The sequence below is a fragment of the Phenylobacterium soli genome (assembly GCF_003254475.1).
Classification (GTDB): Bacteria; Pseudomonadota; Alphaproteobacteria; order Caulobacterales; family Caulobacteraceae; genus Phenylobacterium; species Phenylobacterium soli.
The window spans coordinates 2485127-2510515 of sequence record NZ_QFYQ01000001.1 but is presented as its reverse complement, the minus strand read 5'-3'; the positions used below and the strand labels follow the sequence as shown (position 1 = coordinate 2510515).

At 70.2% G+C, this 25389-nt stretch carries 29 protein-coding genes and 2 tRNA genes; 8 read left to right on the top strand and 23 right to left on the bottom strand.

What is annotated here, in order from left to right; translation table 11 throughout:
- The first annotated feature begins 8 nt into the window (after positions 1–8).
- Positions 9–146 (top strand): hypothetical protein, encoded by a 138-nt coding sequence (locus DJ017_RS20395; RefSeq protein WP_165830612.1) that lies wholly within the window; start codon positions 9–11, stop codon positions 144–146.
- On the opposite strand, the gene DJ017_RS12485 is transcribed toward DJ017_RS20395, so the two are convergent.
- The 9 genes from DJ017_RS12485 to DJ017_RS12445 all read right to left on the bottom strand — a co-directional run bounded on the left by DJ017_RS12485 (position 143) and on the right by DJ017_RS12445 (position 7972).
- Positions 143–577: a PaaI family thioesterase gene (locus tag DJ017_RS12485; RefSeq protein ID WP_111529022.1), complete on the bottom strand. Its 435-nt coding sequence runs from the start codon at positions 575–577 to the stop codon at positions 143–145. The genes DJ017_RS20395 and DJ017_RS12485 overlap by 4 nt on opposite strands.
- A complete protein-coding gene (locus tag DJ017_RS12480; protein ID WP_111529021.1) occupies positions 574–1098 on the bottom strand; it encodes a DUF192 domain-containing protein in 525 nt (174 codons plus the stop codon). The genes DJ017_RS12485 and DJ017_RS12480 overlap by 4 nt, the downstream gene beginning before the upstream one ends.
- A 25-nt stretch (positions 1099–1123) precedes the next feature.
- A complete protein-coding gene (locus tag DJ017_RS12475) occupies positions 1124–1705 on the bottom strand; it encodes a cold-shock protein (RefSeq protein WP_111529020.1) in 582 nt (193 codons plus the stop codon).
- 125 nt (positions 1706–1830) lie between these two features.
- A tRNA-Glu gene (locus DJ017_RS12470) sits at positions 1831–1905 on the bottom strand.
- Positions 1906–1967: 62 nt separating this feature from the next.
- Positions 1968–3785 (bottom strand): single-stranded-DNA-specific exonuclease RecJ, encoded by a 1818-nt coding sequence (recJ, locus tag DJ017_RS12465; RefSeq protein WP_111529019.1) that lies wholly within the window; start codon positions 3783–3785, stop codon positions 1968–1970.
- 144 nt (positions 3786–3929) lie between these two features.
- The gene (gene glpX, locus DJ017_RS12460; RefSeq protein WP_111529018.1) at positions 3930–4883 is read right to left on the bottom strand and encodes a class II fructose-bisphosphatase; all 954 of its coding nucleotides are present in this window, start codon (positions 4881–4883) and stop codon (positions 3930–3932) included.
- Between the two features lie 53 nt (positions 4884–4936).
- A complete protein-coding gene (locus DJ017_RS12455) occupies positions 4937–6226 on the bottom strand; it encodes a homoserine dehydrogenase (protein WP_111529017.1) in 1290 nt (429 codons plus the stop codon).
- A complete protein-coding gene (locus DJ017_RS12450; RefSeq protein ID WP_111529016.1) occupies positions 6223–7443 on the bottom strand; it encodes an LL-diaminopimelate aminotransferase in 1221 nt (406 codons plus the stop codon). Before DJ017_RS12450 ends, DJ017_RS12455 begins: the two co-directional genes overlap by 4 nt.
- Before the next feature lie 127 nt (positions 7444–7570).
- Positions 7571–7972, bottom strand: a complete 402-nt coding sequence (locus tag DJ017_RS12445; RefSeq protein WP_133255453.1) for a hypothetical protein — start codon at positions 7970–7972, stop codon at positions 7571–7573.
- A gap of 144 nt (positions 7973–8116) precedes the next feature.
- Here DJ017_RS12445 and phaC point away from each other — a divergent pair, with 144 nt between their 5' ends.
- A complete protein-coding gene (gene phaC / locus DJ017_RS12440; RefSeq protein WP_227000129.1) occupies positions 8117–10150 on the top strand; it encodes a class I poly(R)-hydroxyalkanoic acid synthase in 2034 nt (677 codons plus the stop codon).
- Here phaC and DJ017_RS12435 read toward each other — a convergent pair.
- A complete protein-coding gene (locus DJ017_RS12435; protein WP_111529014.1) occupies positions 10147–11190 on the bottom strand; it encodes a S41 family peptidase in 1044 nt (347 codons plus the stop codon). The genes phaC and DJ017_RS12435 overlap by 4 nt on opposite strands.
- A gap of 205 nt (positions 11191–11395) precedes the next feature.
- Here DJ017_RS12435 and DJ017_RS12430 point away from each other — a divergent pair, with 205 nt between their 5' ends.
- From DJ017_RS12430 to DJ017_RS12420, 3 genes are read left to right on the top strand one after another with little or no spacing between them, the layout of a single operon-like run.
- The gene (locus DJ017_RS12430; protein WP_111529013.1) at positions 11396–11722 is read left to right on the top strand and encodes a PadR family transcriptional regulator; all 327 of its coding nucleotides are present in this window, start codon (positions 11396–11398) and stop codon (positions 11720–11722) included.
- Positions 11719–12300: a DUF1700 domain-containing protein gene (locus DJ017_RS12425; RefSeq protein WP_111529012.1), complete on the top strand. Its 582-nt coding sequence runs from the start codon at positions 11719–11721 to the stop codon at positions 12298–12300. Before DJ017_RS12430 ends, DJ017_RS12425 begins: the two co-directional genes overlap by 4 nt.
- Positions 12297–13124, top strand: coding sequence for a GIN domain-containing protein (locus DJ017_RS12420; protein WP_111529011.1), 828 nt, complete (start codon positions 12297–12299; stop codon positions 13122–13124). Before DJ017_RS12425 ends, DJ017_RS12420 begins: the two co-directional genes overlap by 4 nt.
- Here DJ017_RS12420 and msrB read toward each other — a convergent pair.
- From msrB to DJ017_RS12390, 6 genes are all read right to left on the bottom strand, one after another.
- Positions 13105–13578, bottom strand: coding sequence for a peptide-methionine (R)-S-oxide reductase MsrB (msrB, locus tag DJ017_RS12415; RefSeq protein ID WP_227000128.1), 474 nt, complete (start codon positions 13576–13578; stop codon positions 13105–13107). The two genes, DJ017_RS12420 and msrB, sit on opposite strands and share 20 nt — an antisense overlap.
- 52 nt (positions 13579–13630) lie before the next feature.
- On the bottom strand, positions 13631–14608 hold the full coding sequence (gene argC / locus DJ017_RS12410) for an N-acetyl-gamma-glutamyl-phosphate reductase (RefSeq protein WP_111529009.1): 978 nt from the start codon (positions 14606–14608) through the stop codon (positions 13631–13633).
- A 102-nt stretch (positions 14609–14710) separates the two neighbouring features.
- A complete protein-coding gene (rpsI, locus tag DJ017_RS12405) occupies positions 14711–15199 on the bottom strand; it encodes a 30S ribosomal protein S9 (RefSeq protein WP_111529008.1) in 489 nt (162 codons plus the stop codon).
- A 5-nt stretch (positions 15200–15204) separates the two neighbouring features.
- Positions 15205–15678 (bottom strand): 50S ribosomal protein L13, encoded by a 474-nt coding sequence (rplM, locus tag DJ017_RS12400; RefSeq protein ID WP_111529007.1) that lies wholly within the window; start codon positions 15676–15678, stop codon positions 15205–15207.
- A 154-nt stretch (positions 15679–15832) separates the two neighbouring features.
- Entirely contained in the window at positions 15833–16456 is a 624-nt protein-coding gene (locus DJ017_RS12395) for a cytochrome P460 family protein (RefSeq protein WP_227000127.1), read from the bottom strand.
- 125 nt (positions 16457–16581) lie between these two features.
- On the bottom strand, positions 16582–17613 hold the full coding sequence (locus tag DJ017_RS12390) for a COX15/CtaA family protein (protein WP_111529005.1): 1032 nt from the start codon (positions 17611–17613) through the stop codon (positions 16582–16584).
- A 120-nt stretch (positions 17614–17733) separates the two neighbouring features.
- On the opposite strand from DJ017_RS12390, the gene DJ017_RS12385 reads away from it, so the two are divergent.
- Both DJ017_RS12385 and DJ017_RS12380 read left to right on the top strand, forming a co-directional pair.
- A complete protein-coding gene (locus DJ017_RS12385) occupies positions 17734–17931 on the top strand; it encodes a DUF2842 domain-containing protein (RefSeq protein ID WP_227000126.1) in 198 nt (65 codons plus the stop codon).
- 71 nt (positions 17932–18002) lie between these two features.
- Positions 18003–18079 (top strand) — tRNA-Pro (locus DJ017_RS12380).
- Between the two features lie 22 nt (positions 18080–18101).
- On the opposite strand, the gene DJ017_RS12375 is transcribed toward DJ017_RS12380, so the two are convergent.
- The 6 genes from DJ017_RS12375 to DJ017_RS12350 all read right to left on the bottom strand — a co-directional run bounded on the left by DJ017_RS12375 (position 18102) and on the right by DJ017_RS12350 (position 22246).
- On the bottom strand, positions 18102–18530 hold the full coding sequence (locus tag DJ017_RS12375) for a MerR family transcriptional regulator (protein WP_111529003.1): 429 nt from the start codon (positions 18528–18530) through the stop codon (positions 18102–18104).
- A 15-nt stretch (positions 18531–18545) separates the two neighbouring features.
- On the bottom strand, positions 18546–18848 hold the full coding sequence (locus tag DJ017_RS12370; RefSeq protein WP_111529002.1) for an integration host factor subunit alpha: 303 nt from the start codon (positions 18846–18848) through the stop codon (positions 18546–18548).
- Positions 18849–18962: 114 nt separating this feature from the next.
- Positions 18963–19943 (bottom strand): beta-ketoacyl-ACP synthase III, encoded by a 981-nt coding sequence (locus DJ017_RS12365; RefSeq protein WP_165830611.1) that lies wholly within the window; start codon positions 19941–19943, stop codon positions 18963–18965.
- Positions 19940–21025, bottom strand: coding sequence for a phosphate acyltransferase PlsX (gene plsX, locus DJ017_RS12360; protein WP_111529001.1), 1086 nt, complete (start codon positions 21023–21025; stop codon positions 19940–19942). Before plsX ends, DJ017_RS12365 begins: the two co-directional genes overlap by 4 nt.
- Positions 21026–21194: 169 nt before the next feature.
- A complete protein-coding gene (locus DJ017_RS12355) occupies positions 21195–21719 on the bottom strand; it encodes a YceD family protein (RefSeq protein WP_111529000.1) in 525 nt (174 codons plus the stop codon).
- Complete coding sequence (locus DJ017_RS12350; RefSeq protein ID WP_165830610.1) at positions 21716–22246, bottom strand: ubiquinol-cytochrome C chaperone family protein; 531 nt, start codon at positions 22244–22246, stop codon at positions 21716–21718. The genes DJ017_RS12355 and DJ017_RS12350 overlap by 4 nt, the downstream gene beginning before the upstream one ends.
- A gap of 110 nt (positions 22247–22356) precedes the next feature.
- Here DJ017_RS12350 and DJ017_RS12345 point away from each other — a divergent pair, with 110 nt between their 5' ends.
- A complete protein-coding gene (locus DJ017_RS12345; RefSeq protein ID WP_111528999.1) occupies positions 22357–22845 on the top strand; it encodes an outer membrane protein assembly factor BamE in 489 nt (162 codons plus the stop codon).
- Between the two features lie 214 nt (positions 22846–23059).
- On the opposite strand, the gene DJ017_RS12340 is transcribed toward DJ017_RS12345, so the two are convergent.
- Positions 23060–25186: a sodium-translocating pyrophosphatase gene (locus DJ017_RS12340; protein ID WP_111528998.1), complete on the bottom strand. Its 2127-nt coding sequence runs from the start codon at positions 25184–25186 to the stop codon at positions 23060–23062.
- Between the last annotated feature and the right edge of the window lie 203 nt (positions 25187–25389).

Here is a 25389-nt window from a genome sequence, read left to right as displayed (position 1 = left end):
AACGGCGCTTGAGAACCGCGCAGCGGAAGAAGCGCGCGCGGGCGAAGTTCTGGGACGAGCACGGCGAGCGGGTGCGGCTGGCGCTGATCGCCGCCGGCATGGTCGCCGGCGCGAGCCTGATCGCCAGGCTCGCCGTCGGCGGCTAGGGCCGGGAATCGCCCATCAGTTTGAACACGCCGGAGGCGCGGACCACGTCGTGGGTCCCGACATAGGCGCGGCCCTCGGCGAAGGCGACGTCACGCGTGGCGCGGGTCAGCCGGGCCTCGCCGTGGATCCAGTCGCCGGCCCGGGCCATGTGCAGGAAGTCGATGGAGAGGTGGATGGTCACCGCCCGCTTCCGGGCGCCCTTCCAGACCGCCCCGGCCAGCACCCCGTCCATGAACGCCGAGAGCATGCCGCCGTGGACGATGCCGACGCCGTTGCAGTGGCGCGGCAGCGACCAGAAGGCCTGCTCGACCAGGGGGCCGTAGGAGAGGCGGTGGAAATAGGGGCCGTTGTGGGTGGAGAAGAGCCCCCGCCCCTCGGCCTTCACGAAACCTTCGGGCGGCGGCGGGATCTGTTCGGCGTCGGCGCTCACCGGGGGAAGATCCGGTGCTCGATGCGGTCGCCGGGGCGCAGGCCGAGCTCGGCGGCGCGGCCGGCGCGCAGCTCCAGCACGGCGCGGATCGTGCCGCCGGCGGCGATCGGCGTCTCGTCCAGCGGCCGGGCGTCGCGGGCGATCGAGAGGATCGTGCCGTCGGGACGGATGTAGACGATGTCGAGGCCGATGAGGGTGTTGCGCATCCAGAAGGCGACGTCGTCCGAGGGGACCTGGAAGTCGAACAGCATGCCGCGGTCGGCGGCGAGGTGCTTGCGGCACATCAGGCCGAACTCGCGCTTTCGGGGCGTGTCGGCCATCTCGACGAGGAACCGGGCCGGCCCGCGCGCGGTGCGGATGACCAGCGGCTGCAGGGGCTTCAGCACCGGCTGGCCGACGCAGCGGCCGGGGCCCTGGCGGCCGATCTCGGCATGGGCGGCGGTGGCGGCGGGCGCCGTGAGGGCCAGGACGAGGCCAAGCGCCAGCCACGGACGCCGGCCGGTCACGGATCGATGGGGCAAGGAAGGCTCCGAGCGGGCGCGAATCTCAGTCGAGATCAGACGCCGCGATCTCGGCGACAACAAGACCCTTGGGCCCCTCGGCGAAGCGCACCACCACGTCCTCGCCCGGCTGGAGGTCCTCCATGCCGGCGCGGCGCAGAGTCTCGATGTGCACGAAGATGTCGCCGGGCTCGTTGTCGCGCACCACGAAGCCGTAGCCCTTGGTGCGGTTGAACCACTTCACCTTGGCCCGCTCGCTGGGACCGGTGGCCTGCAGGGGACGGCGCGCCGGGCGGGCGCCGAGGGCGACGCCGTCGCGCGGCTCGCGCGGCCGACGCTCGGCCGGCGGAGTGGCGACGCTCTCGTCGAGGTCGACGACCTCAGAAACCTGCCAGCCCTTGGGCCGGCGGACCACGTCGCAGGTAATGAGGGAGCCCTCGAGGGCGTGCTCGCGCCCGCAATTGCGCAGCGAGGTGACGTGCAGCAGCACGTCCTTCAGATCGGTCTGGCTGGGATCGTCAGGAACGACGAACCCATAGCCCTTCCCTGCGTCGAACCACTTGACGCGCCCGGTGATGCGCAGCGCGATCGCAACCGCTTCCACCTGGTCGAATTCGTAACCCGCCATCTGCCCCTCGGCCGACTACTTGGCCAAGTATAACACTGTTCTCGTAAGGAGAGGCGCGTCAATCGGAATTTCAGGTGCGCAAAAAGGCAGCCTGCCGGAGAGACAGCTGCCTTTTGAGGATCGCGTGGCAGTCCCTAGGGGAGTCGAACCCCTCTTTTCAGGTTGAAAACCTGACGTCCTAACCGATAGACGAAGGGACCGCGTGACGCGAGGGCGGCTCTATATCGGCCTTCCCGGAGGGGCGCAAGACCCCCTGCGAGGCTTAATTCGAGAGCTCGATCCGGCGCGGGTCGGCGACGTCCTCGATCTCCAGTTCAACGCCCTGACGACCCTGCCAGTCGTCCGGCTTCAGACGCCCCACGACATGCACCGCCCCACCCTCCTGGAGGAGGCGGCGGCCGGCCTCGGTGTCGCCCATCCGCCAGGCCACGGCCTTGAGCTTGCCGCCCGAACCGTCGGTCAGGGTGCAGCGCACGTGGCCGCCCTTCAGCGCCATGGGCCGCTCGACCCGGACGTTGGCGGCGGCGAACAGCGGCTCGGGGTTGCCCGGGCCGAAGGGGGCGAGGCGCTGGAAGTCGCTCCAGAGGGCGCGGTCGCAGGCGCGGGTGGTGACCAGGGCGTCGATCTCCAGCCCGTCCTCGGCGGCGGCGGCGTCCTGCTCGTCCTTGAGGCGGGCGCAGAGGAACTCGCGCAGCTCCGGGATGGCGTCAGGGCGCACCGAGAGGCCGGCGGCCATGGCGTGGCCGCCGCCGGCCAGCAGCAGGCCCTCGTCGTAGGCCGCCTGGACCGCGCGGCCGAGGTTCACCCCCGGCTGGGAGCGCCCCGATCCCTTGCCGACGTTGGCGGCGCGGTCGACGCCGACGACGATCACCGGCTTGCGGTAGCGCTCGCGCAGCCGGCCGGCGACGATGCCGATGACGCCCGGGTGCCAGTCGTCCTGGGCGACCAGCAGGCAGGGCGCGTCGGCGAAGTTGGAGGCTTGTTCGATCATCCGCACGGCGGCCTCCTGGACCTCCTTCTCGACCTCCTTGCGGGAGGCGTTGAGGGCGTCGAGCTCGGTGGCGAGCGCGGCGGCCTCCTCCGGATCGTCGGTGGAGAGCAGCCGGGCGCCGAGGTCGGCGCGGCCGATGCGGCCGCCGGCGTTGATTCGCGGGCCGAGGATGAAGCCGACGTGGAAGGTGGAGGCGGCCCCCTGCCCCTTGGCGACGTCCATCAGCGCCTTCAGGCCCGGATTGCGCCAGGCGGACATCACCTTCAGCCCCTGGGCGGCCAGGGCGCGGTTGAAGCCGGTGAGCTGGGTGACGTCGCAGATCGCGCCCATGGCGGCGAGGTCGAGCCAGGTGCGCAAGTCGGGCTCGGCCCGGTCCTCGCCGAACAGGCCGCGGCGGCGTGCCTCGCGGTTCAGAGCCGCCAGGAGGACGAAGGTGACGCCGGCCGCGGCCAGGTGACCCTGACCGGAGACGCAGTCCGGGCGGTTGGGGTTCACCAGGGCGGCGACGGCGGGGATCTCCTCGCCGCGCATCAGGTGGTGGTCGATCACCACCACCTCGAGGCCGATCTCGGCGGCGCAGGCCAGCGCGTCGTGGGCGGCGGCCCCGCAGTCGACGGTGACGACGAGCTCGGCCCCCTCGGACTTCAGGCGGCGGAAGGCGGCGGGCGACGGGCCGTAGCCCTCGGTGATGCGGTCGGGGACATAGATCGGCAGCTCGTGGCCGAGGCTGCGGAACCAGCGGACGAGCTGAGCGGCCGAGGAGGCGCCGTCCACGTCGTAGTCGGCGAAGACGACCATCGGCCGCTTGCGCTCGAGCGCGTCCACCAGGATGGCCGCGGCGCGGTCCATGTCGGCGAAGCTCGACGGATCGGGGAACAGCGCCTTGAGCGTGGGATTGAGGTAGGTGTCGCCCGCCCCGTCGGCGATGCCGCGGGCGGCCAGGGCGCGGGCCAGGGGCTCGGAGAGGCCGAGGGCGAGCTGATGGCGGCGCACGGTGTCGGCGTCGGCGGCGCGCTCGCGCCAGGCCCGGCCGCTGAGCGACCGGCCGACGCCGAGATAACCGTCGAGATGTCCTGCGCCGTCCGCCACCCTGCCCCCTCGCACCGAAGGGCCACTATCGGCCTGCCGGCGACGAGTCGCCAGCCACGCGGAGGATTAGCCGCAGCCTGCGTCAGGTTCGGACGTACGCCCCCGTTCTTCGACCCTTGCGGGAGAAAGATCGGAAGGAGGAATTCAGACCGGGCGCTTCATGCGAACTTCGCGCACCGTGCGGGTGGCGGAGTTCATGACCAGGGTGTGGGTCCAGACGAAGCCGTCCTTGAAGGTGACGCCGTCGAGCAGCGCGCCCTTGGTCACGCCCGTGGCGGCGAAGATCGCGTCGGCGCGAACCATCTCGTGCAGGTCGTACTTCTTGTCGAGGTCGGTGATGCCGACGCGGGCGGCGCGGGCGCGCTCGTCGGCGTTGCGGAACACCAGGCGCCCCTGGAACTGGCCGCCGACGCACTTCAGCGCCGCGCAGGCCAGCACGCCCTCGGGCGCGCCGCCCTGGCCGACGTACATGTCGATGCCCGTGGTCGGGTCGGCGGTGTTGATGACGCCGGCGACGTCGCCGTCGGTGATCAGGTGCACGCGGGCGCCGACCTCACGCAGGCTGGCGATGATCTCGGCGTGGCGCGGACGGTCGAGCACGCAGACGGTGATGTCCGTGGGCTGCACGCCCTTGGCCTTGGCGATCGCCTGGACGTTCTCGGCGGGGGTCTTGTCGAGGTCGATGACGCCCGCCGGGAAGCCCGGACCGCAGGCGATCTTGTCCATGTAGGTGTCGGGGGCGTTGAGCAGGGTGCCCTTGGGCGCCCAGGCCATCACCGCCAGGGCGTTGGCCATGGCCTTGGCCGTGAGCGTCGTGCCTTCCAGCGGATCGAGGGCGATGTCGATCTTGGTCTTGCCGCCGCGGCCCACCTTCTCGCCGATGTAGAGCATGGGCGCTTCATCGCGCTCGCCCTCGCCGATGACGATCTCGCCGTCGATGTCGAGGTCGTTCAGGGCGGTGCGCATGGCGTCCACCGCCGCCTGGTCGGCCGCCTTCTCGTCGCCCCGCCCCGCCAGGTCGTAGGCCGCGATGGCCGCGATCTCGACGACGCGCACGGCGTCCAGCACGAGGCTGCGATCCAGAACTTCAGAACCCATCTCTTACGCGTCTCCCAGCGATCGGGCGCCTGCGCGCCCGGTGTCTCAGTTTGTCAAATGCGCGCGATGCGCAACAGCCGGGGCCGGTCGATGACCGCGGGCAGACCCGCGATGCGATCGATGGCGGCCTTCAGCACGGATTCGGCCACTGCATGGGTGGTGAGGACGATCGGAACCCCGTCTGCGTTCTCGACCGGCTTCTGCAGGAAGCTCTCGATACTAACTCCCGCCTCGGCCAAGGTTTCCGACACCGCGGCGATGACGCCGGGTTCGTCCTTCACCAGGAAGCGCAGATAGGCCCGGCCCATGCTCTTGGCGGGGTCCACCGGGGTGAAGGGCGCCAGGGCCTTGGCCGGCCCCTGGAACACCGGACGGCGCGCGTTGGCCATGACGTCGGCGATGTCGGCGGCGACCGCGGCGGCGGTCGGGCCGGAGCCCGCGCCCGGCCCCTGCAGGAAGATGCGGCCGATCCGCGTCCCCTCGATAAAGAGGGCGTTCAGCGCCCCGCCGGCCTGGGCCAGCGGATGGTTGAGCGGGGCGAGCGAGGGATGGACGCGCACCAGCACCCCGTCCTCGGAGCGGTCGGCCGAGGCCACCAGCTTGATGCGGTAGCCGAGGTCCTTGGCCATGCGGATGTCGAGCAGGTCGACCTGCTCGATGCCCTCGATCTCGGCGGCGGCGAAGTTCGGCGCGCAGCCGAAGGCGAGCGCGGCCAGGATGGAGATCTTGTGGGCGGCGTCGAAGCCGCCGACGTCCATGGTCGGGTCGGCCTCGGCGTAGCCAAGGCGTTGGGCCTCGGCCAGCACATCGGCGAAGGAGCGGCCGGTCGCCTCCATCTCGGTCAGGATGTAGTTGCAGGTGCCGTTGAGGATGCCGGCGACCGACTTGATCTCGTCGCCGACCATGGCCTCGCGCAGCATCTTCACCGCCGGGGTGCCGCCCATGACGGCGGCCTCGAACAGCAGGTGCGCGCCGGTCTCCTCGGCGGTGGCGGCGAGCTCGGCGCCGTGCTCGGCGATCAGGGCCTTGTTGGCGGTGACCACCGGCTTGCCGGCGCGCAGGGCCGCCTCGACCGCGGCCTTGGCCGGGCCGTCGGAGCCGCCGATCAGCTCGACGAAGAGGTCGACGTCCGGCGAGTTGGCGAGGGCCACCGGGTCGTCGAACCAGGCGAGGTTCGAGATGTCGACCGGGCGCGGACGCGAGCGCGAGCGCGCGGAAACGCCGCTGACCGCCACCCGCCCACCGGCCGGGGCGAAGTCCGGGCGCTCGGCGATGAACTTGAGCAGACCCGTGCCGACCGTGCCCAGGCCCGCGACGCCGATGCGCCAAACCTTGTCCGTCATTGCGCCGCCAGGGTGTTGTGGGCCCGGCCGAGGATGTCGTCGGCGTTGGCCAGGAACTTCTTCACGTTGCGCGCGGCCTGACGGATGCGCTGCTCGTTCTCGACAAGGCCGATGCGCACATAGCCTTCGCCGTACTCGCCGAAGGCGATGCCCGGCGCGACGGCGACGCCAGCCTCCTCGATCAGCAGCTTGGAGAACAGCATCGAGCCGGCCTCCCTGTACTGTTCCGGCAGAGGCGCCCAGGCGAACATCGAGGCCGGCGGGGCGGGAATGTCCCACCCTGCCCGCTTCATGGCGTCCACCAGAGTGTCGCGGCGCTTCTTGTAGATGCCGCGGATCTCGTCGACGCAGTCCTGCGGGCCGTTCAGCGCCGCGGCGGCCGCCACCTGGATCGGCGTGAAGGCGCCGTAGTCGAGGTAGGACTTCACCCGCGCCAGGGCCGCGCACATGCGCTCGTTGCCGACCACCATGCCGACGCGCCAGCCGGCCATGGCGTAGGTCTTGGAGAGCGAATTGACCTCGACCGCGATGTCCTTGGCGCCTTCGACCTGGAGGATCGAGGGCGGCGGGTTGTCGTCGAAGTAGATCTCCGAATAGGCGATGTCGGAGAGCACGAGCATCTCGTGCTTCTTCGCCAGCGCCACGACCTCGCGATAGAAGTCGAGGTCGACCCACTGGGCCGTCGGGTTGGACGGATAGGAGACGATCAGCACGCTCGGCGGCGGCGCGGAGTGCTTCACCGCCCGGCTGATGCCGGAGAGGTATTCCTCGGGGCTCGGCGCCGGCACGTGTCGGATCACCCCGCCGGCCATGATGAAGCCGTAGGCGTGGATCGGATAGGCCGGGTTCGGGCAGACGATGACGTCGCCCGGCGCGGTCAGGGCCTGGGCGAGGTTGGCGAACCCTTCCTTGGAGCCCAGGGTGGCGATGACCTCGCGGTCGGGATCGAGCTTCACGCCGAAGCGGCGGCCGTAGTAGCCGGCCATGGCCTTGCGCAGGCCGGCGATGCCCTTGGAGGCCGAGTAGCGGCCGGCCTTGGGGTCGCGGGCGGTCTCGATCAGCTTGTCGACGATATGCTTCGGCGTCGGCATGTCGGGGTTGCCCATGCCGAAGTCGATGATGTCCACACCCTGGCCGCGCAGGCGGGCCTTGATGCGGTTGACCTCCTCGAACACGTAAGGCGGGAGGCGGCGGATACGGTGGAATTCCGGAGTCATCTGAAAGCTCTGGCGCCGCAAAATGCCCAGTGCGGCTGATGGGAGCCTAGGAAAAGTCGGCGCATGGATAGACTCCGGGCCGGAGTCAGCCAAGCCGTGGTTCGAGGAAAATCAGCCTCCGCGGGCCCTATCTTTGGGGCGGCGGAGGCGGTGTAGCTCGCTTCCGCTGCGAATTTGCGAAGGCGGCGGCCTCGCCGCTCTCCTGGGGCGCGGCCTCGCTGCCGGCCTCGCGACGAGCCTGGGCGGCGAAGCCCTCGGTGCCGCCGAGCGACCAGGTCTGCGGCGCGGTGTCCTGCTCGAGCTGGGCGCGCTCCTGCTCCACGGCCTTGGCCTGGCGGCCGTACTGGCCGGCCGGACGCACGTCCTTGGGCGCGGGCGGGATCGAGGCGAAGGTCGGATAGGCGCGGTTGGCATGCGCCACCTTGGCCACCTCGGCGGCCACGGGCGAGGCCGGATCGACCTTGGCGTCCTGGAAGGGGTTGCCCGCGCAGCCGCCGAGCACCGCGCAGGCGCCGGCGCCCGCGATCATGCTCACGATCTGGGCTGCGGTCGGGCGGGCCGGCCGCCGAATCGAAAAAAGTCGCGCTGGCGCATACATTTCCGCCTTGCTCTTATGCCATGATCGCGTTCGGTGAAAGGGCGTGCGCGGTCGCGTCCCTCGAAAGGCGTCTCGATGACCGATCAGACCTCAGCCCCGCCCCGCAAGAAGGATGGGGCCAAGGCCGGCCGGAAGGCGGCCGCCAAGGGCAAGCCGGCGAGCGCCGAGACCGTCCAGCCGGAAACCGCAGCGCAGAAGGACGGCCCGCCGGGGGCCAATCCGGAGGGCAATCCGGGGGCCAATCCGGAGGGCAATCCGGGGGCCAATTCGGGGGCCAATTCGGGGGCCAATTCGGGGGCCAATTCGGGGGCCGCCGCCGAGGGCGCGGCCTTCACCGCCGAGCAGCGGGCGCAGATCGAAGTGCTCTCCACCAACCTGGCGCGCGCGGCCATGGCGGCCCAGGGCGCGATCGCCGAGATGGCCCTGAAGAGCGCCGAGCGACCGGCCGCCCTGACCCCCGACCCGTTCCACGTCGGGCCGGCGCTCGGTGAGGTGATGAGCCGGATCGCCGCCCAGCCCGACAAGCTGATGCGGGCCCAGGCGGACCTCTTCTCGCGCTACATGGACCTCTGGCAGTCGGCCGCCCGGCGGATGGCCGGCGAGACCCCGGCCCCGGTGGCCGAGCCGGCGCGCGGCGACAAGCGCTTCGCCGATCCGGACTGGAGCGCCAACCCGGTCTTCGACGTGATCAAGCAGAGCTACCTGCTCACCTCCAACTGGCTGAACGGCCTGGTGGCGGGCGTCGAGGGTGTCGACCCGATGGACAAGCGCCGGGTCGAGTTCTTCATGAAGATGCTCACCGACGCCTTCGCGCCGACCAACTTCCTGGCCTCCAACCCGGCGGCTCTGAAGGAGCTGGCGGCCACCGGCGGCGAGAGCCTGGTGCGCGGCATGGAGAACTTCATGGCCGACCTGGAGCGCGGCGGCGGCCAGCTCTCCATCGCCCAGACCGACTACGATCTCTTCAAGATCGGCGAGAACGTCGCCACCGCGCCGGGCAAGGTGGTGTTCCGCAACGACATCATCGAGCTGCTGCAGTTCTCGCCGACGACCGAGACGGTGTTCGAGATCCCGCTGGTGATCTTCCCGCCCTGGATCAACAAGTACTACATCCTCGACCTGCGCCCCGAGAACTCGATGATCCGGTGGCTGACGAGCCAGGGGATCACTGTGTTCGTCGCCTCCTGGGTGAACCCCGACGCGCGCCTCGCCGAGAAGTCCTTCGAGGACTACATGCGCGAGGGCATCTACGCCGGCGTGGCCGCGGCCATGGAGCAGTGCGGGACCAGCTCGGTGAACACCGTGGGGTACTGCATCGGCGGCACCCTGCTCTCCTCCGCCCTGGCGCACATGGCCGCCAAGAAGGTGAACCCGATCGCCTCGGCGACCTTCTTCGCCGCCCAGCAGGACTTCTCCGAGGCCGGCGACCTGCTCCTCTTCACCAGCGAGGACTGGCTGAAGGATCTCGAGCAGAAGATGGACGAAGGCGGCGGGGTGCTGTCGGGCCAGACCATGGCCGACACCTTCAACGCGCTCCGGGCCAACGACCTGATCTGGTCGTTCTTCGTGAACAACTACCTGCTCGGCAAGGAGCCGAAGCCGTTCGACCTGCTGTTCTGGAACTCCGACCAGACGCGGATGCCCAAGCGGCTGCACCTGTTCTACCTGCGCAAGTTCTACGGCGAGAACGCCCTGGCGAAGGGCGAGCTGGAGCTGGACGGGATCCGGCTGAACCTCAGGGACGTGAAGGTCCCGATCTACGTCCAGTCCTCCAAGGAGGACCACATCGCCCCTGCCCGCTCGGTCTACAAGGGCGCGCGGCTGTTCGGCGGGCCGGTGACCTTCACCATGGCCGGCTCGGGCCACATCGCCGGGGTGGTCAACCACCCGGACGCGAAGAAGTACCAGCACTGGACCTGCCAGGGCCTGCCCGAGACGATCGAGCAGTGGCAGGGCCAGGCGGTGGAGCATCCCGGCTCGTGGTGGCCGCACTGGATCGAGTGGCTGAAGGCGAGGTCCGGCCGCCAGGTCCCCGCCCGCGATCCGGCCAGGGGCACGCTCGAGCCCCTCGGCGATGCGCCCGGCGAATATGTGAAGGTGAAGAGCTAGAGCGACTGGTCGGCGATCAGCGCGGCCCTGGGGTCGGCGATCGCCGCCGCCCGCTCCTTCTCGCTCGCCGGCGTGGCGACCAGCGGCCTGGCGGCCTTGAGGGCGCGGCCGTAGGCCTCGACCAGCGCCTGGTCGACCGAGACCGGCACGTCCGGCGCGATGCCCGCGCCCTCCCAGTTGGCGTGGGTCAGCGGGTGCTCCACGTGGCCGTTGGGGATGAAGACGCGCAGGCCGTAGCCGAGCGGCACGGGACGGTTGGCCGGATTGGCCCCGCCGCCGGTGGTTTCGCCGACGATGACGGCGCGGCCGGAGGCCTTGAGGTCGTAGACCAGCTCCTCGGCGGCCGAGAAGGTTTTGTGCGAGACGAGCACGAACACCGGCCTGTCGGGATAGAGCGGTCCGCCCGCGGGCCGCGCCGCCTCGCGCTGGTCGACGGTGGTGGTCCCGTCGGGATTGCGCCAGGTGATCCTGGCCATCGGAATCGGCTTGCCCGCCAGGTGGCCGATGATCTCCTCGTCGGCGCGGCCGCCGCCGCCGCGGTTCTCCCGCAGGTCGATGATCAGGGCGTCGGTGTGGCGCAGCAGGCCCAGAGCCGTGTCCACCAGCCGGGCGCCCGCCTCGCCGTTCTCGAGATAGCTGAGCTTCAGGTAGCCGATATTGCCCGGCAGGCGGCGCACGGTGGACAGGCCGTAGGCGGCGCGCTGGTCGGCGAGCTCCTCCTGCTCCGGGGTCAGGGCGGCGGCGCGCGTCGCCTCGAGGGTCTTGAGGGAGACCTTCAGGTGGCCGTCGTGGGAGGCGGCGTAGAGGTCCTTGGAGACGGCCGCCGCGAAGGCCTCGCGGCTGCCGAGCCCGGCGTAGTCCTCGCGATGGGCCCGCAGGCTCGCCTGGACCCGGGCGGCGACGGCCGGGTCGATGTAGGTGTCCATGCCCGCGATGATCTGGTCGGTGACCTCGCGGGCCGCCTCGGGCGTCAGGTCGCCGGCGAAGGCTGCGGCCGGCGCGGCGGCGATGGCCGCAGCGAGAATGAGGTGTCGAAGCAAGTGGCTCTCCCTTGGCGCCCCCCAGCGCACGGCGCGGAGTTGCCACGGCCGCGCTCGCCGGCGCGAGTTAAAGCTCCGTCATGACAGAGGTTTAATCGCCGCGGCCGGGCGGCGTCGGGGCGAACCTTACTAAGGTTTAATGCCAGCTACCTTGCATCGCCCACTACCTTGCCGTACCTCTTGGCTCGGCAAGGAGACAAGACCCGTGCCCGAAGGCATCGAAATCCAGCTGAAGAAGGGCGTCCTCGACCTCTGCGTCCTGGCGCTGCTCTCCCAGCACGACAGCTACGCCTATGAGATCGCCGCGCGCCTCGCCGACGACATCGGCATGGGCGAAGGCACCATCTACCCGCTGATGCGGCGGCTGCAGGCCGAAGGCCTCGTCGAGACCTATCTCGAGGAGAGCCCGTCCGGACCGTCGCGCAAGTACTACCGGCTCACCGAAGCCGGCCGCGCGAGCTTCACCTCGCAGAAGGCGGCCTGGGGCTCGTTCTCCAAGGCCGTCGAAACCATCCTTGGAGGGGCGAAATGACCCGTCAGGCCTTCATGGCCCGGCTGCGGGAGGGCCTGCGCGGCCTGCCCGCTCAGACCCAGGCCGACATCCTGGCCGACTACGAGACCCACTTCGCCGAGGGACAGGCCGCCGGCCGGTCCGAGGCCGAGGTGGCGGCCGCGCTGGGCGATCCCTCGCGGCTGGCCCGCGAGCTGCGCGCCGAGCACGGCCTCAAGCGCTGGGAAGAGGAGCGCAACGCCTCCTCGGCCGGAGCGGCGGTGTTCGCCGTGCTCGGCCTCGGCGCCATCGACATCATGGTCCTGCTGCCGATCCTGATGGGCGTGGCGGGGACGATCATCGGCGTCGGCGTGGCGGCGGTGGCGGTGTTCTTCGCCGGCGGCGCCCTGTTCGCGGCCGGACCGTTCGCGGACCTGCCCGGCGGGGCCGGCGCGGCCCTGCTGGGCGGCCTTGGGCTGATGGCCGCGGCGACCTCGGTCGGGGCGGTGCTGACCATCGTCACCATCGGCCTGGTCAACGCGCTCGTCTGGTACGGCCGCCTGCACTACCGGCTGCTGCAGCCGGCGCTGGAACCGCAAGTCAAAGGGGACGTCGCATGATCCGCACCCTCGTCATGATCGCCGTCTCCGGCTTCCTGCTGGCGGCGGTGTGCCTGTCGGTCGCCGTCGGCATGGCCGGTCCCGAAGCCATCGAGCGGGGGGTCTGGAGCTGGAGCGACGACGGCTGGTTCGCCCATCACGTGGAGATGCACGACGGCTGGAGCGCCAGCCGTTCCGGGCCCGACGGGGCGAGCCGCACCTTCGCCCTGGCCAACGGCGAGAAGCTGGCCATCGACGTGCCGGGCCATGTGGTCTTCACCCAGGCCGAAGGGCCGGCGAAGGTGGTGGCGCGCGGCCCGAAGGAGGCGCTCGACCACCTGGTCATCAACAACGGCGAGATCCGCTTCGACCGCTCGAGCTACGACGGCGACGACCTCACCCTGGAGATCACCGCACCGAAGATCACCGACTTCGCGATCAACGGCGAGGCCCACCTGGAGGTGCGCGGCTACAAGCAGGACCTCCTGGCCCTGCACATCAACGGCGACGGCAGCGCGGTCGTGGCCGGCAAGGCGAACGTCGCCCGGCTCTCCATCTCGGGCTCGGGCGAGGCGGACCTCTCGGGTCTCGGCGCCGAGGGCGCGGAGGTGAACATCTCCGGGTCGGGCGAGGCCAAGGTGGCGCCGAAGTCCTGGGCCAAGCTCGACATCTCCGGCTCCGGCGACATCGACCTCCTCAGCCATCCGAAGCGGCTGGAGAGCCATGTCTCCGGCTCCGGGGAGATCCGCCAGGACGACAGCGCCCCGGACGACGGCGTCTCGGCCTCGCCGAGCCCCTCGCCTTCTCCCTCTCCCCCGCCCGGCCCTAAGCCGGCACGAACCTGAGGGCGACGCCGTCGTTGCAGTAGCGCAGGCCTGTGGGCCGGGGCCCGTCGTTGAAGACGTGGCCCTGGTGCCCCAGGCACTGGGCGCAGTGGTATTCGGTGCGCACCTCGAACGGCAGGCCCTTGTCCACCTTCTTGCCGAGCGCGCCGGGGATCTCGGTGTAGAAGCTCGGCCAGCCGGTGCCGCTCTCGAACTTCCACTCGGACTTGAAGAGCGCCAGGCCGCAGCCGGCGCAGACGAAGGTCCCCTTGCGGTGCTCGCGAAGCAGCGGGCTGGTGAAGGGACGCTCGGTCCCCTCCTGGCGCAGCACCTCGTAGGCCTCCGGCGAGAGGCGCTTCTTCCAGTCGGCGTCGGACAGCTTGCGCCACGGCGAGGCGGCGTAGCGGTCGGCGGCCAGGGCCGCAGGCGCGGCGGCCGCGAGGGCGGTGGCGAGGAGGAAGGATCGACGGTCCATCGGGCTCATGCCTTGGAATACGCAAGGACGAGCCCGAAGGTTACACCAGACTTCAGAGCCCCGCGCCCTCCGGCAGGCCGAGCATCAGGTTGAGGTTCTGCACGCAGGCGCCGGAGGCGCCCTTGCCGAGATTGTCGAGCAGGGCCACCAGCCGGGCCTGGCCGCGGGCGGCGTTGCCGAACACGAAGAGCTTGAGCTGGTTCGTGCCGTTCAGGGCCTCGGGATCGAGACCGGCGACATAGCCGGCCGCGCCGGCGCGGGCGCTGGCCAGCTCGGCGCACTCGGCCTCGGAGGCGACCTCGACGAACCGCTCGCCCTGATAGTGAGCGGCGAGCGCACGGCGCAGGTCCTCGGGCTCAGGCGCGCCGGGCAGAGCCCAGAGCTGGAGCGGAACCTCGACGATCATGCCCTGGGCGTAGCGGCCCACCGACGGGGCGAACAGCGGCGGATGGTCGAGGCCGGTGCGCAGCTGCATCTCCGGCACATGCTTGTGGGCGAGGGTCAGGCCGTAGGTGCGGTAGGCGTCGGAGGTCCCTTCGGGCGCCGCGCCCTCCATCTCGGCGATCAGGCCCTTGCCGCCGCCTGAGTAGCCGGAGATGGCGTTGCAGACGACCGGATGCGCCGGCGGCAGAATCCCGGCGTCGACTAGCGGCCGGACGAGCGCGATGAAACCCGTGGAGTAGCAGCCCGGATTGCTGACCCGCTTGGAGGCGGTGACCGCCTCGCGCTGGCCGGCGCAGAGCTCGGGAAAGCCGAAGGTCCAGCCGGGCGCGATCCGGTGGGCGGTGGAGGGATCGACCACCCGCACGTGGCTCTCGGTGATCAGGTCCACCGCCTCGCGGGCGGCGTCGTCCGGCAGGCACAGGATCACCGCGTCGGCGCTGTTGAGCAGCTCGGCGCGGGCAGCCGCATCCTTGCGCTTGTCCGGATCGATCGAGACCAGGCGGATGTCGCGCCGCGCCTCGAGCCGTTGCCGGATCTGCAGGCCGGTCGTGCCGGCCTCGCCGTCGATGAAGACTGAGTGAGCCATGAAACCTGGTCCGGAAGGAGAAGGCGGGAAGGAGCCCGGAAAGAGAAAGGGCGCCTCGGTTGCCCGAAGCGCCCTTTCCGAAACGCGAGTTGTCGCGCGCGGTTAGCGCTTCGAGAACTGGAAGCTGCGTCGGGCCTTGGCCTTGCCGTACTTCTTCCGCTCGACGACGCGCGGGTCGCGGGTCAGGAAGCCGTGCGGCTTGAGGACCGAGCGCAGGCCCGGCTCGTAGTAGGTCAGCGCCTTGGCGATGCCGTGACGAACGGCGCCGGCCTGGCCCGAGAGGCCCGAGCCTTCCACCGAGACGACGACGTCGAACTGGCCGAGGCGATCGGCGATCTGCAGCGGCTGGGCGATCATCATGCGCAGCACCGGACGGGCGAAGTAGATCTCCTGGTCCCGGCCGTTGATGGTGATGGAGCCCTTGCCCGGCTTGATCCACACGCGGGCGACGGCGTTCTTGCGCTTGCCGGTCGCGTAGGCGCGGCCCTGGGCGTCGATCTTCGGCTCGCGGACGACCGTCTCGGACGCCTGCGTGCCCATGCCCTTCAGGGCGTCGAAGCCGGTGGCTTCGGTGTTCGGGGTTTCCGACATCGCTCTTACGCGCTCCGCACGTTCTTGGCGTTCAGATCGGCGAACGCGATGGTCTCAGGGTTCTGCGCCTCATGGGGATGCGTGTCGCCGGTGTAGATGCGCAGGTGCGTCATCTGCTTGCGGGCGAGCGGGCTTTCCTTGGGCAGCATGCGCTCCACGGCCTTCTGCAGCACGCGCTCGGGGTACTTGCCGCCGAGGATCTGCGCCGGGGTGCGCTGCTTGACGCCGCCCGGGTGGCCCGTGTGCCAGTAGTAGACTTCGTTGGTGGCCTTCTTGCCGGTGAACTTCACCTTGTCGGCGTTGAGCACGACGACGAAGTCGCCGCAGTCCACGTGCGGGGTGTAGTCGGGCCGGTGCTTGCCGCGAAGGCGCATCGCGATGAACGAGGCAAGGCGGCCGACCACGGCGTCCTTGGCGTCGATCACGATCCACTTCTTCTCGACCTCGGCGGGCTTCAGCGAAGCCGTGGTCTTCATCATGGGATTGGCGTCCGTATAGCTGTTCGGGACGAGGCCGCCCCGACGTGAGCGCGGGCATATGCCGGGGTCGCGAACGCCTGTCAACACGCCAATCCGCAATTCGGATCAGGTGATTGAAAAAACTGATCTTTTTAATAGCGGTAATATGATACCTCTACCGCCCGGCTTCGTCCTTCAGATAGCCGGCGCTGAGGGTCTTCTTCGCCTGCGCCAGCGGCAGGAGCGTCGGGTAGAACTGGACGAAGGTGGTGTCCACCGCCCCGTGCGCCTCGTGGCAGGCGTAGCAGGCGACCTGGGCCGGCATCTTGGGCGCGGCGGTCTCGCTGCCGCCGAAGCCGAAGAAACCCCAGCCGCCGGTGTCCTTGAAGCGCGTCGTGTCCTTGACGTGGACCTCGGTGGCCATCCGCTCCGCCTGGAAATGGCCGCGCTTGTTGATAGAGCCCTTCTGCACGGCGCGGCGCGCCTCCAGCACGAACATGGTCCTGTCCGGCCAGGTCCCGGTCTTCTGGAAGGCCGCGTAGGCGCCGCGGCCGACGAAGACGTTGTCGAGCATGTGCATGTCCGGGTTGGACGAACCCTCGACGTAGGCCATGTCCATGCCGGTGCTGAGATAGACCCAATCGCGGTAGTCGGCCGGGAATTCCAGCCGGCCGTCGGCGGTGTAGCGCGGCCCCTCGCCCGCCGGCTGCTCCGGCCCGGCCGCGAACGCCGCCAGGCCCACGCTGCCGATCATCGCCGCCGCAAGCCCCGCGGCGAGCGCCCTGCCCTGAATTCGCATGTCGAAGTCCCCCTGACCCGTGGTCGGCTGGACTGTGGTCGCGGCGCCCGCGCGGCGGCAATGACAGCGATCCCGCGTTTTCGGACTCGGCGGGGCCCGCCCGTTCCCTGGGCGTTCGTCGGGCCCTAGATGCGCCGTACGCGCCAGGCGAAGGCGATCGCGAGGCAGAAGGTGATGGCGGCCATCAGCTGGTGGATCATGCCCAGCGCCAGGGGCACGGCGGCCATCAGGGTGGCGATGCCGAGCAGCGCCTGGAGGATCACCGCGCCCATCAGGACGAGGCCGAGGATCTTGGCGTCACGCGCCAGGTAGCTGGAGCGCCAGGCCGAGACCCCCATGGCGACCGCCAGGACCAGCACGAGATAGGCGAGCAGACGGTGGTGGAGCTGCACCGCGCCCTGGCTGTGGGCGAGGGTCGCCCAGAGGCCCTGCCCCGCATAGGCGTCGGGCAGCAGCCGGCCGTTGAACAGCGGCCAGTCGTTGTAGATCAGGCCCGCGTGGTTGCCGGCCACCAGGGCGCCGAGGAGCACCTGCAGGTAGATGAGGCCCGCCAGCCACAGGGCCCGGCCGCCCCAGGGGCTGGGCAGGGTCTGGCGCGCCCAGCCGGCCTCGGCGTCGAGCGCCGTCCAGACCAGCGCCCCCAGCAGGGCGAAGGCGAGGCCCAGGTGCAGCATCAGCCGCTCCGGCGCGACATAGACCCGGTCGGCCAGGCCGCTCGCCACCATCCACCAGCCGACGAAGCCCTGCAGCCCGCCCAGCAGGAAGAGGACGCCGAGCCGCCAGGCGAGCCGGCGCGAGACCTCGCGGCGGATCAGGAACCAGACGAATGGCACGAAGAAGACCATGCCCATCGCGCGCCCGAGCAGGCGGTGCGACCACTCCCACCAGTAGATCGACTGGAACTGGGAGAGGCTCATGCCCCGGTTGAGGAGCTTGTACTGGGGGATCTGCTGGTAGCGGACGAACTCGGCCTGCCACTCGGCCGGGTTCAGGGGCGGGATGACGCCCTTGATCGGCTTCCACTCGGTGATCGACAGGCCCGAGCCGGTGAGCCGGGTCGCGCCGCCCACCACCACCATGGCGGTGACCAGGGCCGCGACGGCGAACAGCCAGACGGCCACCGCGCGCGAGCGGTCGGAACGCAGGAACGAGGTCATGAACTGGGCTATAGGGCCAATTGTGGCGATTAGGCGCCCCGCTACACCCGCGTCGTGGCCGCGTCCATGCTTCCGCCGCCGGCCGTCACCCGTTATGAGCCTGCGGACGAGGGGTTTCTCATGAGCGCGCGCGTCCGCAAGCTGATCGGCATGGTCGGCATCCTGGCCTTCCTCACCGCCTACGTGGCGGTGGTGGCGACGCTGGGCGACCGGATCCCCAAGCACTGGGCCTTCCAGGTGATCTACTTCGGCCTCGCCGGCGTGCTCTGGGGCGTGCCGCTGCTGCCGCTGATCAGTTGGATGAACCGGGGACGCTGAAGCCCCTGCATTTTAGCGTTTGCCGCCGCACCGGAACTCGCTAGAAGACCCGCCTCGCCGCCTGGGCCTCGCGGAGCGTGGCGCAGCCTGGTAGCGCACTTGACTGGGGGTCAAGGGGTCGCAGGTTCGAATCCTGTCGCTCCGACCAGCGGCCCGGCGGCGAGATTTCCCTACTGCTTCAGGATGCCGTCCAGCCGGGCCTTGGTGGCCTCGAGCTCGGCGAGGATCTCGGCCAGGCGGTCGCGGGCGCCGTCGGTGAGCGGGGACGACCCGAGGCCGAGGCCGCCCGGCTGCGGCTCCGGCCCGGCGACGGGGGCGGCCAGCGACTGACCCTCCCCGGCGGCGACGAGGCGGCGGAGCCCCTCCTCGCGGTGCAGGCGCTGGACGCCTTTGATCGTGTAGCCCTCGTCGTGCAGCAGGCGGCGCACGCCCTTGAGCACGGCGATGTCGGCCGGGCGGTAGAAACGCCGGCCGCCGGCCCGCTTCATGGGCCGGATGAAGGTGAACTTGGTTTCCCAGAAGCGCAGCACATGCTGCGGCACGTTCAGCTCGTCGGCCGCCTCGGAGATCGTCCGGAAGGCTTCCGGCCCCTTGGCCACGGCGCTAGCGGGTCCTCACCGCGACAGCGCCTGGTCGACCCGCGCCTTCATCACCTGGGAAGCGCGGAAGCCGATCACCCGGCGCGGCTCGATGGCGGCGGGCTCGCCCGTCTTGGGATTGCGGCCCATCCGGGCGCGCTTGGCGCGCACCTGGAAGACGCCGAAGCCGGAGAGCTTGACCTGCTCGCCCTGCTCGAGCGCCTGGGCCATGAGCTCGAGCACGCGCTCGACCAGCTCGCCGCAATCCTGGCGCGTGAGGCCCACTTCTTCGTGGACCGCCTCGCAAAGGTCGGCCCGCGTCACAGTCTCGCCTTTCATACTCGCCCGTACCCCCGAAGCGACGACAAGAGCCTGCCCTGATTGTCCCATCAGGTCAAAGACTTCAAGCGGGTAATTTGAGGCCCCGACTGAAAAGCCAGGAACAGATGAAATCTAGAGCCGGATAACGCAGGCGCCCCAGGTGAGGCCGCCGCCCATTGCTTCGAGGAGCAGTAGGTCGCCCGGTTTCACACGGCCATCCTTGACACCCTCATAGAGCGCCAGAGGGATCGAGGCCGCCGAGGTGTTGGCGTGGCGGGCCACCGTCGAGATCACCTTGCGCTCATCGATGCCGACGCGCTTGGCGACGCCCTCGAGGATGCGCTGATTGGCCTGGTGCGGGATGAACCAGTCGACGCTCTCCACCGGGATGCCGGCGTCGGCCGCCGCGGCGTGGATGGCCTCGGAGATGTTGACCACGGCGTGGCGGAACACCTGGTTGCCCTGCATGCGCAGATGGCCGACCTGGCCGTTCGTGGAGACGCCGCCATCGACGAACAGCAGGTCCTGCTTGGTCCCGTCGGCGCGCAGGGCGAAGCCCAGCAGGCCGCGGTCGGCAGTGGCCCCGGTCCCCTCGCCCGGCTCCAGCACCACCGCGCCGGCGCCGTCGCCGAACAGCACGCAGGTGCCGCGGTCGGTCCAGTCCATCAGCCGGGTCATGGCCTCGGCCCCGATGACGAGGCAGCACTTGGAGCGGCCGCGGGCGACGAAGCCGTCGGCCACCGAGAGGGCGTAGACGAACCCTGAGCAGACCGCCTGGACGTCGAAGGCGACGCCCACCGGGCAGCCGAGCTTGCGCTGGACGATGGTGGCGGTGGCCGGGAAGGTCAGGTCGCCGGTGGTCGTGGCGACGACGATGCAGTCGACGTCGGCCGGCGTACGGCCGGCCGCCTCCAGGGCGATGCGGGCGGCGGCCACGGCGAGGTCGGAGACCGGCTGGTCGTCGGCGGCCTTGCGGCGCTCGTGGATGCCGGTGCGCTCGCGGATCCACTCGTCGGAGGTCTCGACGATCTTGGCCAGGTCGTCGTTGGTGACCACCCGCTCCGGCAGGTAGCCGCCCACGCCGGTCACGACACTACGCAGCACGCTCGTCACTTAGTCCGCTCCACATCCGCCGCTTCGCCGGACATCCCGGCGCCCGCTTCCGGCGCGGCTTCGGCCAGCGCCGCGGGGAGCTTCCTCATATTGCGTTCGATCTCGGCGGCGAAGTCGCTTTGGGCGAGATCGGCTGCGACCTTGAGCGCCTGGGCGAAGTCGCGGGCGTTGGCGCCGCCGTGGACTTTCAGCACCAGGCCGTTGAGCCCCAGGAAGGGCGCGGCCGGTGGCGGGTTCATGCGGTCGCGGAACTTGGTCAGGGCGCCCCGCGCCAGGAGCGCGCCGGCGGTGGCGAGGCCGCCGCTGGTCAGGGCCGAACGCAGCTCGCCGGTGATGAACCGCGCCACGCCCTCCATCGCCTTCAGGGCCACATTGCCCGTGAAACCGTCGGTGACGATCACGTCCACCGAGCCGCGGGTGACGTCGTCGCCCTCGACGAAACCCTTGTAGTTGAGGTCGAATCCGCCGGCCCGCAGGATCCGGTCGGCCTCGCGGACCTCGTCGTGGCCCTTCATCTCCTCGGCGCCGACGTTGAGCAGGCCGATGGCGGGCTTGGCCTTGCCGTGCGCGGCGCGGTGATAGGCCTCGCCCATGATGGCGAACTCGATCAGCCGCTCGGCGTCGCAGTCGATGTTGGCGCCGACGTCCAGGAAGGTGGTGACGCCGCGGGGCGTCGGGACCGGGGCGACCAGGGCCGGCCGGTCGAGGTCGGCGATCATCCGCAGGATCAGCCGGGAGATGGCCATCAGGGCGCCGGTGTTGCCGGCCGAGACGGCGCAGGACGCCTCCCCTTCGCGGACCGCCTCGACGGCGTTCCACATGGAGCTGCCCTTGCCACGCCGCAGGGCCTGGGCCGGCTTCTCGTCCATACCGATGACGCGCTCGGCGTGGCGGATGGTGACGCGGCCGGCGGCGGCCGGATGCTGCGCGATCTCGGGCGCCAGCACCGCCTCGTCGCCGTGCAGCAGGAAGCACACGTTGTCGGGCAGTTCGGCGAGGGCGCGGGCCACGGCCGGAACCACCACGGACGGTCCGTGATCCCCGCCCATGGCGTCGATCGAGATGACGGGTGATTGGGTCAAGTCGGCCTTTGGTCCCCGCGGCCATGCGAGATGGCCGATGTCCTAGAATGAAGCGGGCGCCGACCGGTGAGGACCGGACCCCGCTCCCGCAGCGCACGCTTGGGCTGCGGCCCGGAATCGCCGCGACGATACGCCGTGCGAGCGGACCGATGCAAACCCAAGGCGGCGCTCAGCTCTTGTCGTCCTTCAGCTTCTTCAGCACCGCGAACGGCGATTCCTCCGGCGCGGGCGGGGTGAACTCGAATTCCGCCCCCGGCTTGCGGGGGAACGGATCGAGCTCCAGGGCCAGGTGCTCGACCACATAGGCGGCCAGATCGATGGCCTCGCCCTCGAGGACGTCGGGCGGATCGGGGGCGTCGGGGTCCAGCTCGGCCTCGCCAGCGGCGTCCTCCGGCTGGGCCAGCGCGCTGCCGGCCGGGACCACCTGGACGGCGATCTCGCCGCTGACGGGGGCTTCGAAGGGCTCCAGGCTGACCGAGCAGACGTATTCCACGACCGCGTCGAAGCGGCCGGTGATCTCGGCGCCGTCGAGCCAGGGACGCACGGTGACGTCGGCGACGAGTTTCGGCAGCCGCTTGAGGCCCAGCGTCTTGGCGACGGCGGCGCGCTCGGCCTCGTCCGGCTCCAGGCGCGCACGCACCGGCCCGCGGGCGAGCTCGTAGAGGCGCACCGGCGTGGTCCAGGCCTCGCTCATGCGGCGCTCCAGTCGATCTCGCCGGCCAGCAGGCGTTCGATGGGCTCGGCCGCCAGGGCGGCGCGCTGGGCGAGCAGGTAGTCGGCGAGCGCCGGGGCCTGGGCGGGGTCGGCGCCTTCGTAGACGGTGCGGGCCAGGAGGGCCACCAGCGGCGCCTTGTCCGGCAGGGCCTCGAGGGCCGCGTCATAGGACTTGCCGCGGCCGTAGAAGGCCTCGCCCAGCTTGCGCATCTTCTTGCCGACCGAGAGGTCGCCGACGCCGAGCTCGCGCAGGGCGTCGTCGAGGTGCTTGAGATAGGCGTCGAACAGGGCCTGGGAGACCTCGCCCGCTTGGCGGCCGCCCGCGCGCAGCCGCTCGATCACGACCATGGTGTGCAGGGTGTAGATCTCGAAGCGGCCTTCGACGGTGTCAGGGGCGCCGAGGTCGCGGTAGATCGCCGGCCGGCGGGACTGGTCCACCACCTTCGAATAGAGCGCGCGCCCGGTCAGTTTGGCGGGCCTTGGGCGGAACAGACGGTCGAGCAGCATGGTGTCGCCTCGATTTCGCCCGACGGCGGGACTAAAGGCGGCATTGAACTAAGGGGCGGCGAAGGATAGGTCAAAGCCTCTTGCCGCTAGAACAGGCTCCCGCTTTGCAGATGTTTCGTCGCGCCGCCTTCGCCGCCGTCGCCGCTGGCCTCCTGGCCACCGCCGCCTGCGCGCCGATCAGCTCCTACTCCGGCTTCCAGGCCATCGAATCCGACCCCAAGGACGTGAAGGTCGGCGTCGACACCAAGTCCACGGTGCGCGGCAAGCTGGGCTCGCCCTCGGCGACCTCCACCTTCGACCCCAACGTCTGGTTCTACATGAACCAGGTGAAGGAGCGCGTGGCGTTCCGCCGGCCCAAGGTCGTGGCCCGCAACGTCACCGCCATCGCCTTCGACAAGGACAGCGAGCAGGTCACCGACGTGCGCAGCTACACCCTGAAGGACGGCAAGGTGATCGCCTACAACACCCGCGAGACCCCGACCCGCGGCCGCGAGATGACCATCATCGAGCAGATGCTCGGCGCCGTCGGCCACGGCACCATGCTGCCGCGCGACGAGGAAGAAGGGGTTCCCGGCAACCGCCCGGGCGACCGGCGCTAGTCCGCAGCCAGAATTCGAATGGATGGGGCGGCTCTCGGGCCGCCCTTTTCTTTTGGCCGCGAACCCTGTGAACAGGGCCGCTCGGGAAAGCCCTGCGCACCCGAGGCGGGCCGCGATCCGCCCGGCTCGCACCCGGCCGTGGGGTTCGTGGACAAAAGAAAACGCCCCGGAGATCGCTCTCCGGGGCGTTCGGCTTTTCAGCTCAGGATCGAGATCAGCCGATCATCCCGCGGGCCAGGACCGCCAGGAGCAGCAGGGCCACGATGTTGGTGATCTTGATCATCGGGTTCACGGCGGGGCCCGCCGTGTCCTTGTAGGGATCGCCGACGGTGTCGCCGGTGACGGCGGCCTTGTGGGCGTCGGAGCCCTTGCCGCCGTAGTGACCCTCTTCGATCAGCTTCTTGGCGTTATCCCACGCGCCGCCGCCCGAGGTCATCGAGATGGCGACGAACAGGCCGGTGACGATCACGCCCATCAGCATGGCGCCGAGGGCGGCGAAGGCGTCGACCTTGCCGGCGATGGCCTTGATCACGAAGAACAGGACGATCGGCGAAGCCACCGGCAGGAGGCTCGGGACGATCATCTCGCGGATCGCGGCGCGGGTCAGGATGTCCACGGCGCGGCCGTATTCCGGCTTCACCTCCCCGGTCATGATGCCGGGGTTCTCCTTGAACTGGCGACGCACCTCCGCGACCACCGACTCGGCGGCGCGGCCCACGGCGGTCATCGACATGCCGCCGAACAGGAACGGCAGCAGGCCGCCGAACAGCAGGCCGACCACCACATAGGGGTTCGACAGGTCGAACGGCACCGGGCCGAGGCCTTCGAAGAACGAGCCGGGGGCCGCGTTCTGGGCGAAGTACTTCAGGTCCGAGGTGTAGGCGGCGAACAGCACCAGCGCGCCGAGGCCCGCCGAACCGATCGCATAGCCCTTGGTCACCGCCTTGGTGGTGTTGCCGACCGCGTCCAGGGCGTCGGTGGAGACGCGGACTTCCGAGGGAAGGCCCGCCATCTCGGCGATGCCGCCGGCGTTGTCGGTCACCGGACCGAAGGCGTCGAGCGCCACGATCACGCCCGCCAGCGACAGCATGGCGGTGGTGGCGATGGCGATGCCGAACAGGCCGGCGAGGTTATAGGTGACGATGATGCCGACGATGATCGTCAGGGCCGGCAGGGCGGTGGATTCCAGGGACATGGCGAGCCCCTGGATCACGTTGGTGCCATGGCCGGAGACCGAGGCCTTGGCCACCGACTTCACCGGGCGGAAGCCGGTGCCGGTGTAGAACTCGGTGATCACCACGATGGCGGCGGTGACGGCCAGGCCGACCACGCCGCACCAGAACAGGCTCATGCCGGTGTAGGTGACGTCGTTCACGGTGACCGCGCCGGGCACCAGCTTGTTGGTGACCCACCAGATCGCGCCGAGCGACAGGACGCCGGTGACGATCAGGCCCTGGTAGAGCGCGCCCATGATGTTGCGGCTCTTGCCCAGGCGCACGAAGAAGGTGCCGATGATCGAGGTGACGATGCAGACGCCGCAGATCGCCAGCGGCAGCAGCATCATGTTGCCGACCGCCGCGTCGCCGCGGAAGAAGATCGCCGCCAGGACCATGGTGGCGACCGTGGTCACCGCATAGGTCTCGAACAGGTCGGCGGCCATGCCGGCGCAGTCGCCGACGTTGTCGCCCACGTTGTCGGCGATGGTCGCGGCGTTGCGGGGGTCGTCTTCCGGGATGCCGGCCTCGACCTTGCCCACCATGTCGCCGCCGACGTCGGCGCCCTTGGTGAAGATGCCGCCGCCCAGACGGGCGAAGATGGAGATCAGCGAGGCGCCGAAGCCGAGGGCCACGAGGCTGTCGACCACCTCACGGCTGGTCGCCTCCAGGCCGAGCGGGCCGGTCAGGACGTAGTAGTAGACCGACACGCCCAGCAGCGCGAAGCCCGCCACCAGCATGCCGGTGACCGCGCCCGAGCGGAACGCCATGGACAGGCCCTTCTCGAGGCCTTCCGACGCCGCCTGGGCGGTGCGCACGTTGGCGCGGACCGAGATCAGCATGCCGGCGTAGCCCGCCGCGCCCGAGAGGACGGCGCCGATCAGGAAGCCGACGGCGGCCAGCGGGCCGATGAGCACGCCGGCGATGATCAGGACCACGACGCCGACGATGGCGATGGTGGTGTATTGGCGGCGCAGGTAGGCGCTGGCGCCCTCCTGAATCGCGGCGGCGATCTCCTGCATCCGCGCGTTGCCGGGCGAAGCCCGCAGCAGCGCGCTGGCCTGCACGGCGCCGTAAAGCACCGCAAGCAGGCCGGCTGCGATCACCAGCGTAAGCGTCAAACTCATATCGTGCGCACCCCTCTCCGATTGCGCGCAAGGTTAACCGGCCCGCCGCGGTCGATCTGCGGCCCCCCGATTCGAACCCAGCCCTTGGTTTCCTCGAATGAAAAGGAGACGCGTTACATCGCGCCCCCCAGATTAGGCGGCGCGAAAGTGCCAAAGATGGCCCGCCCACGCAACCTGCCGCTCAGGAAGCTTGCGTGGCAGCT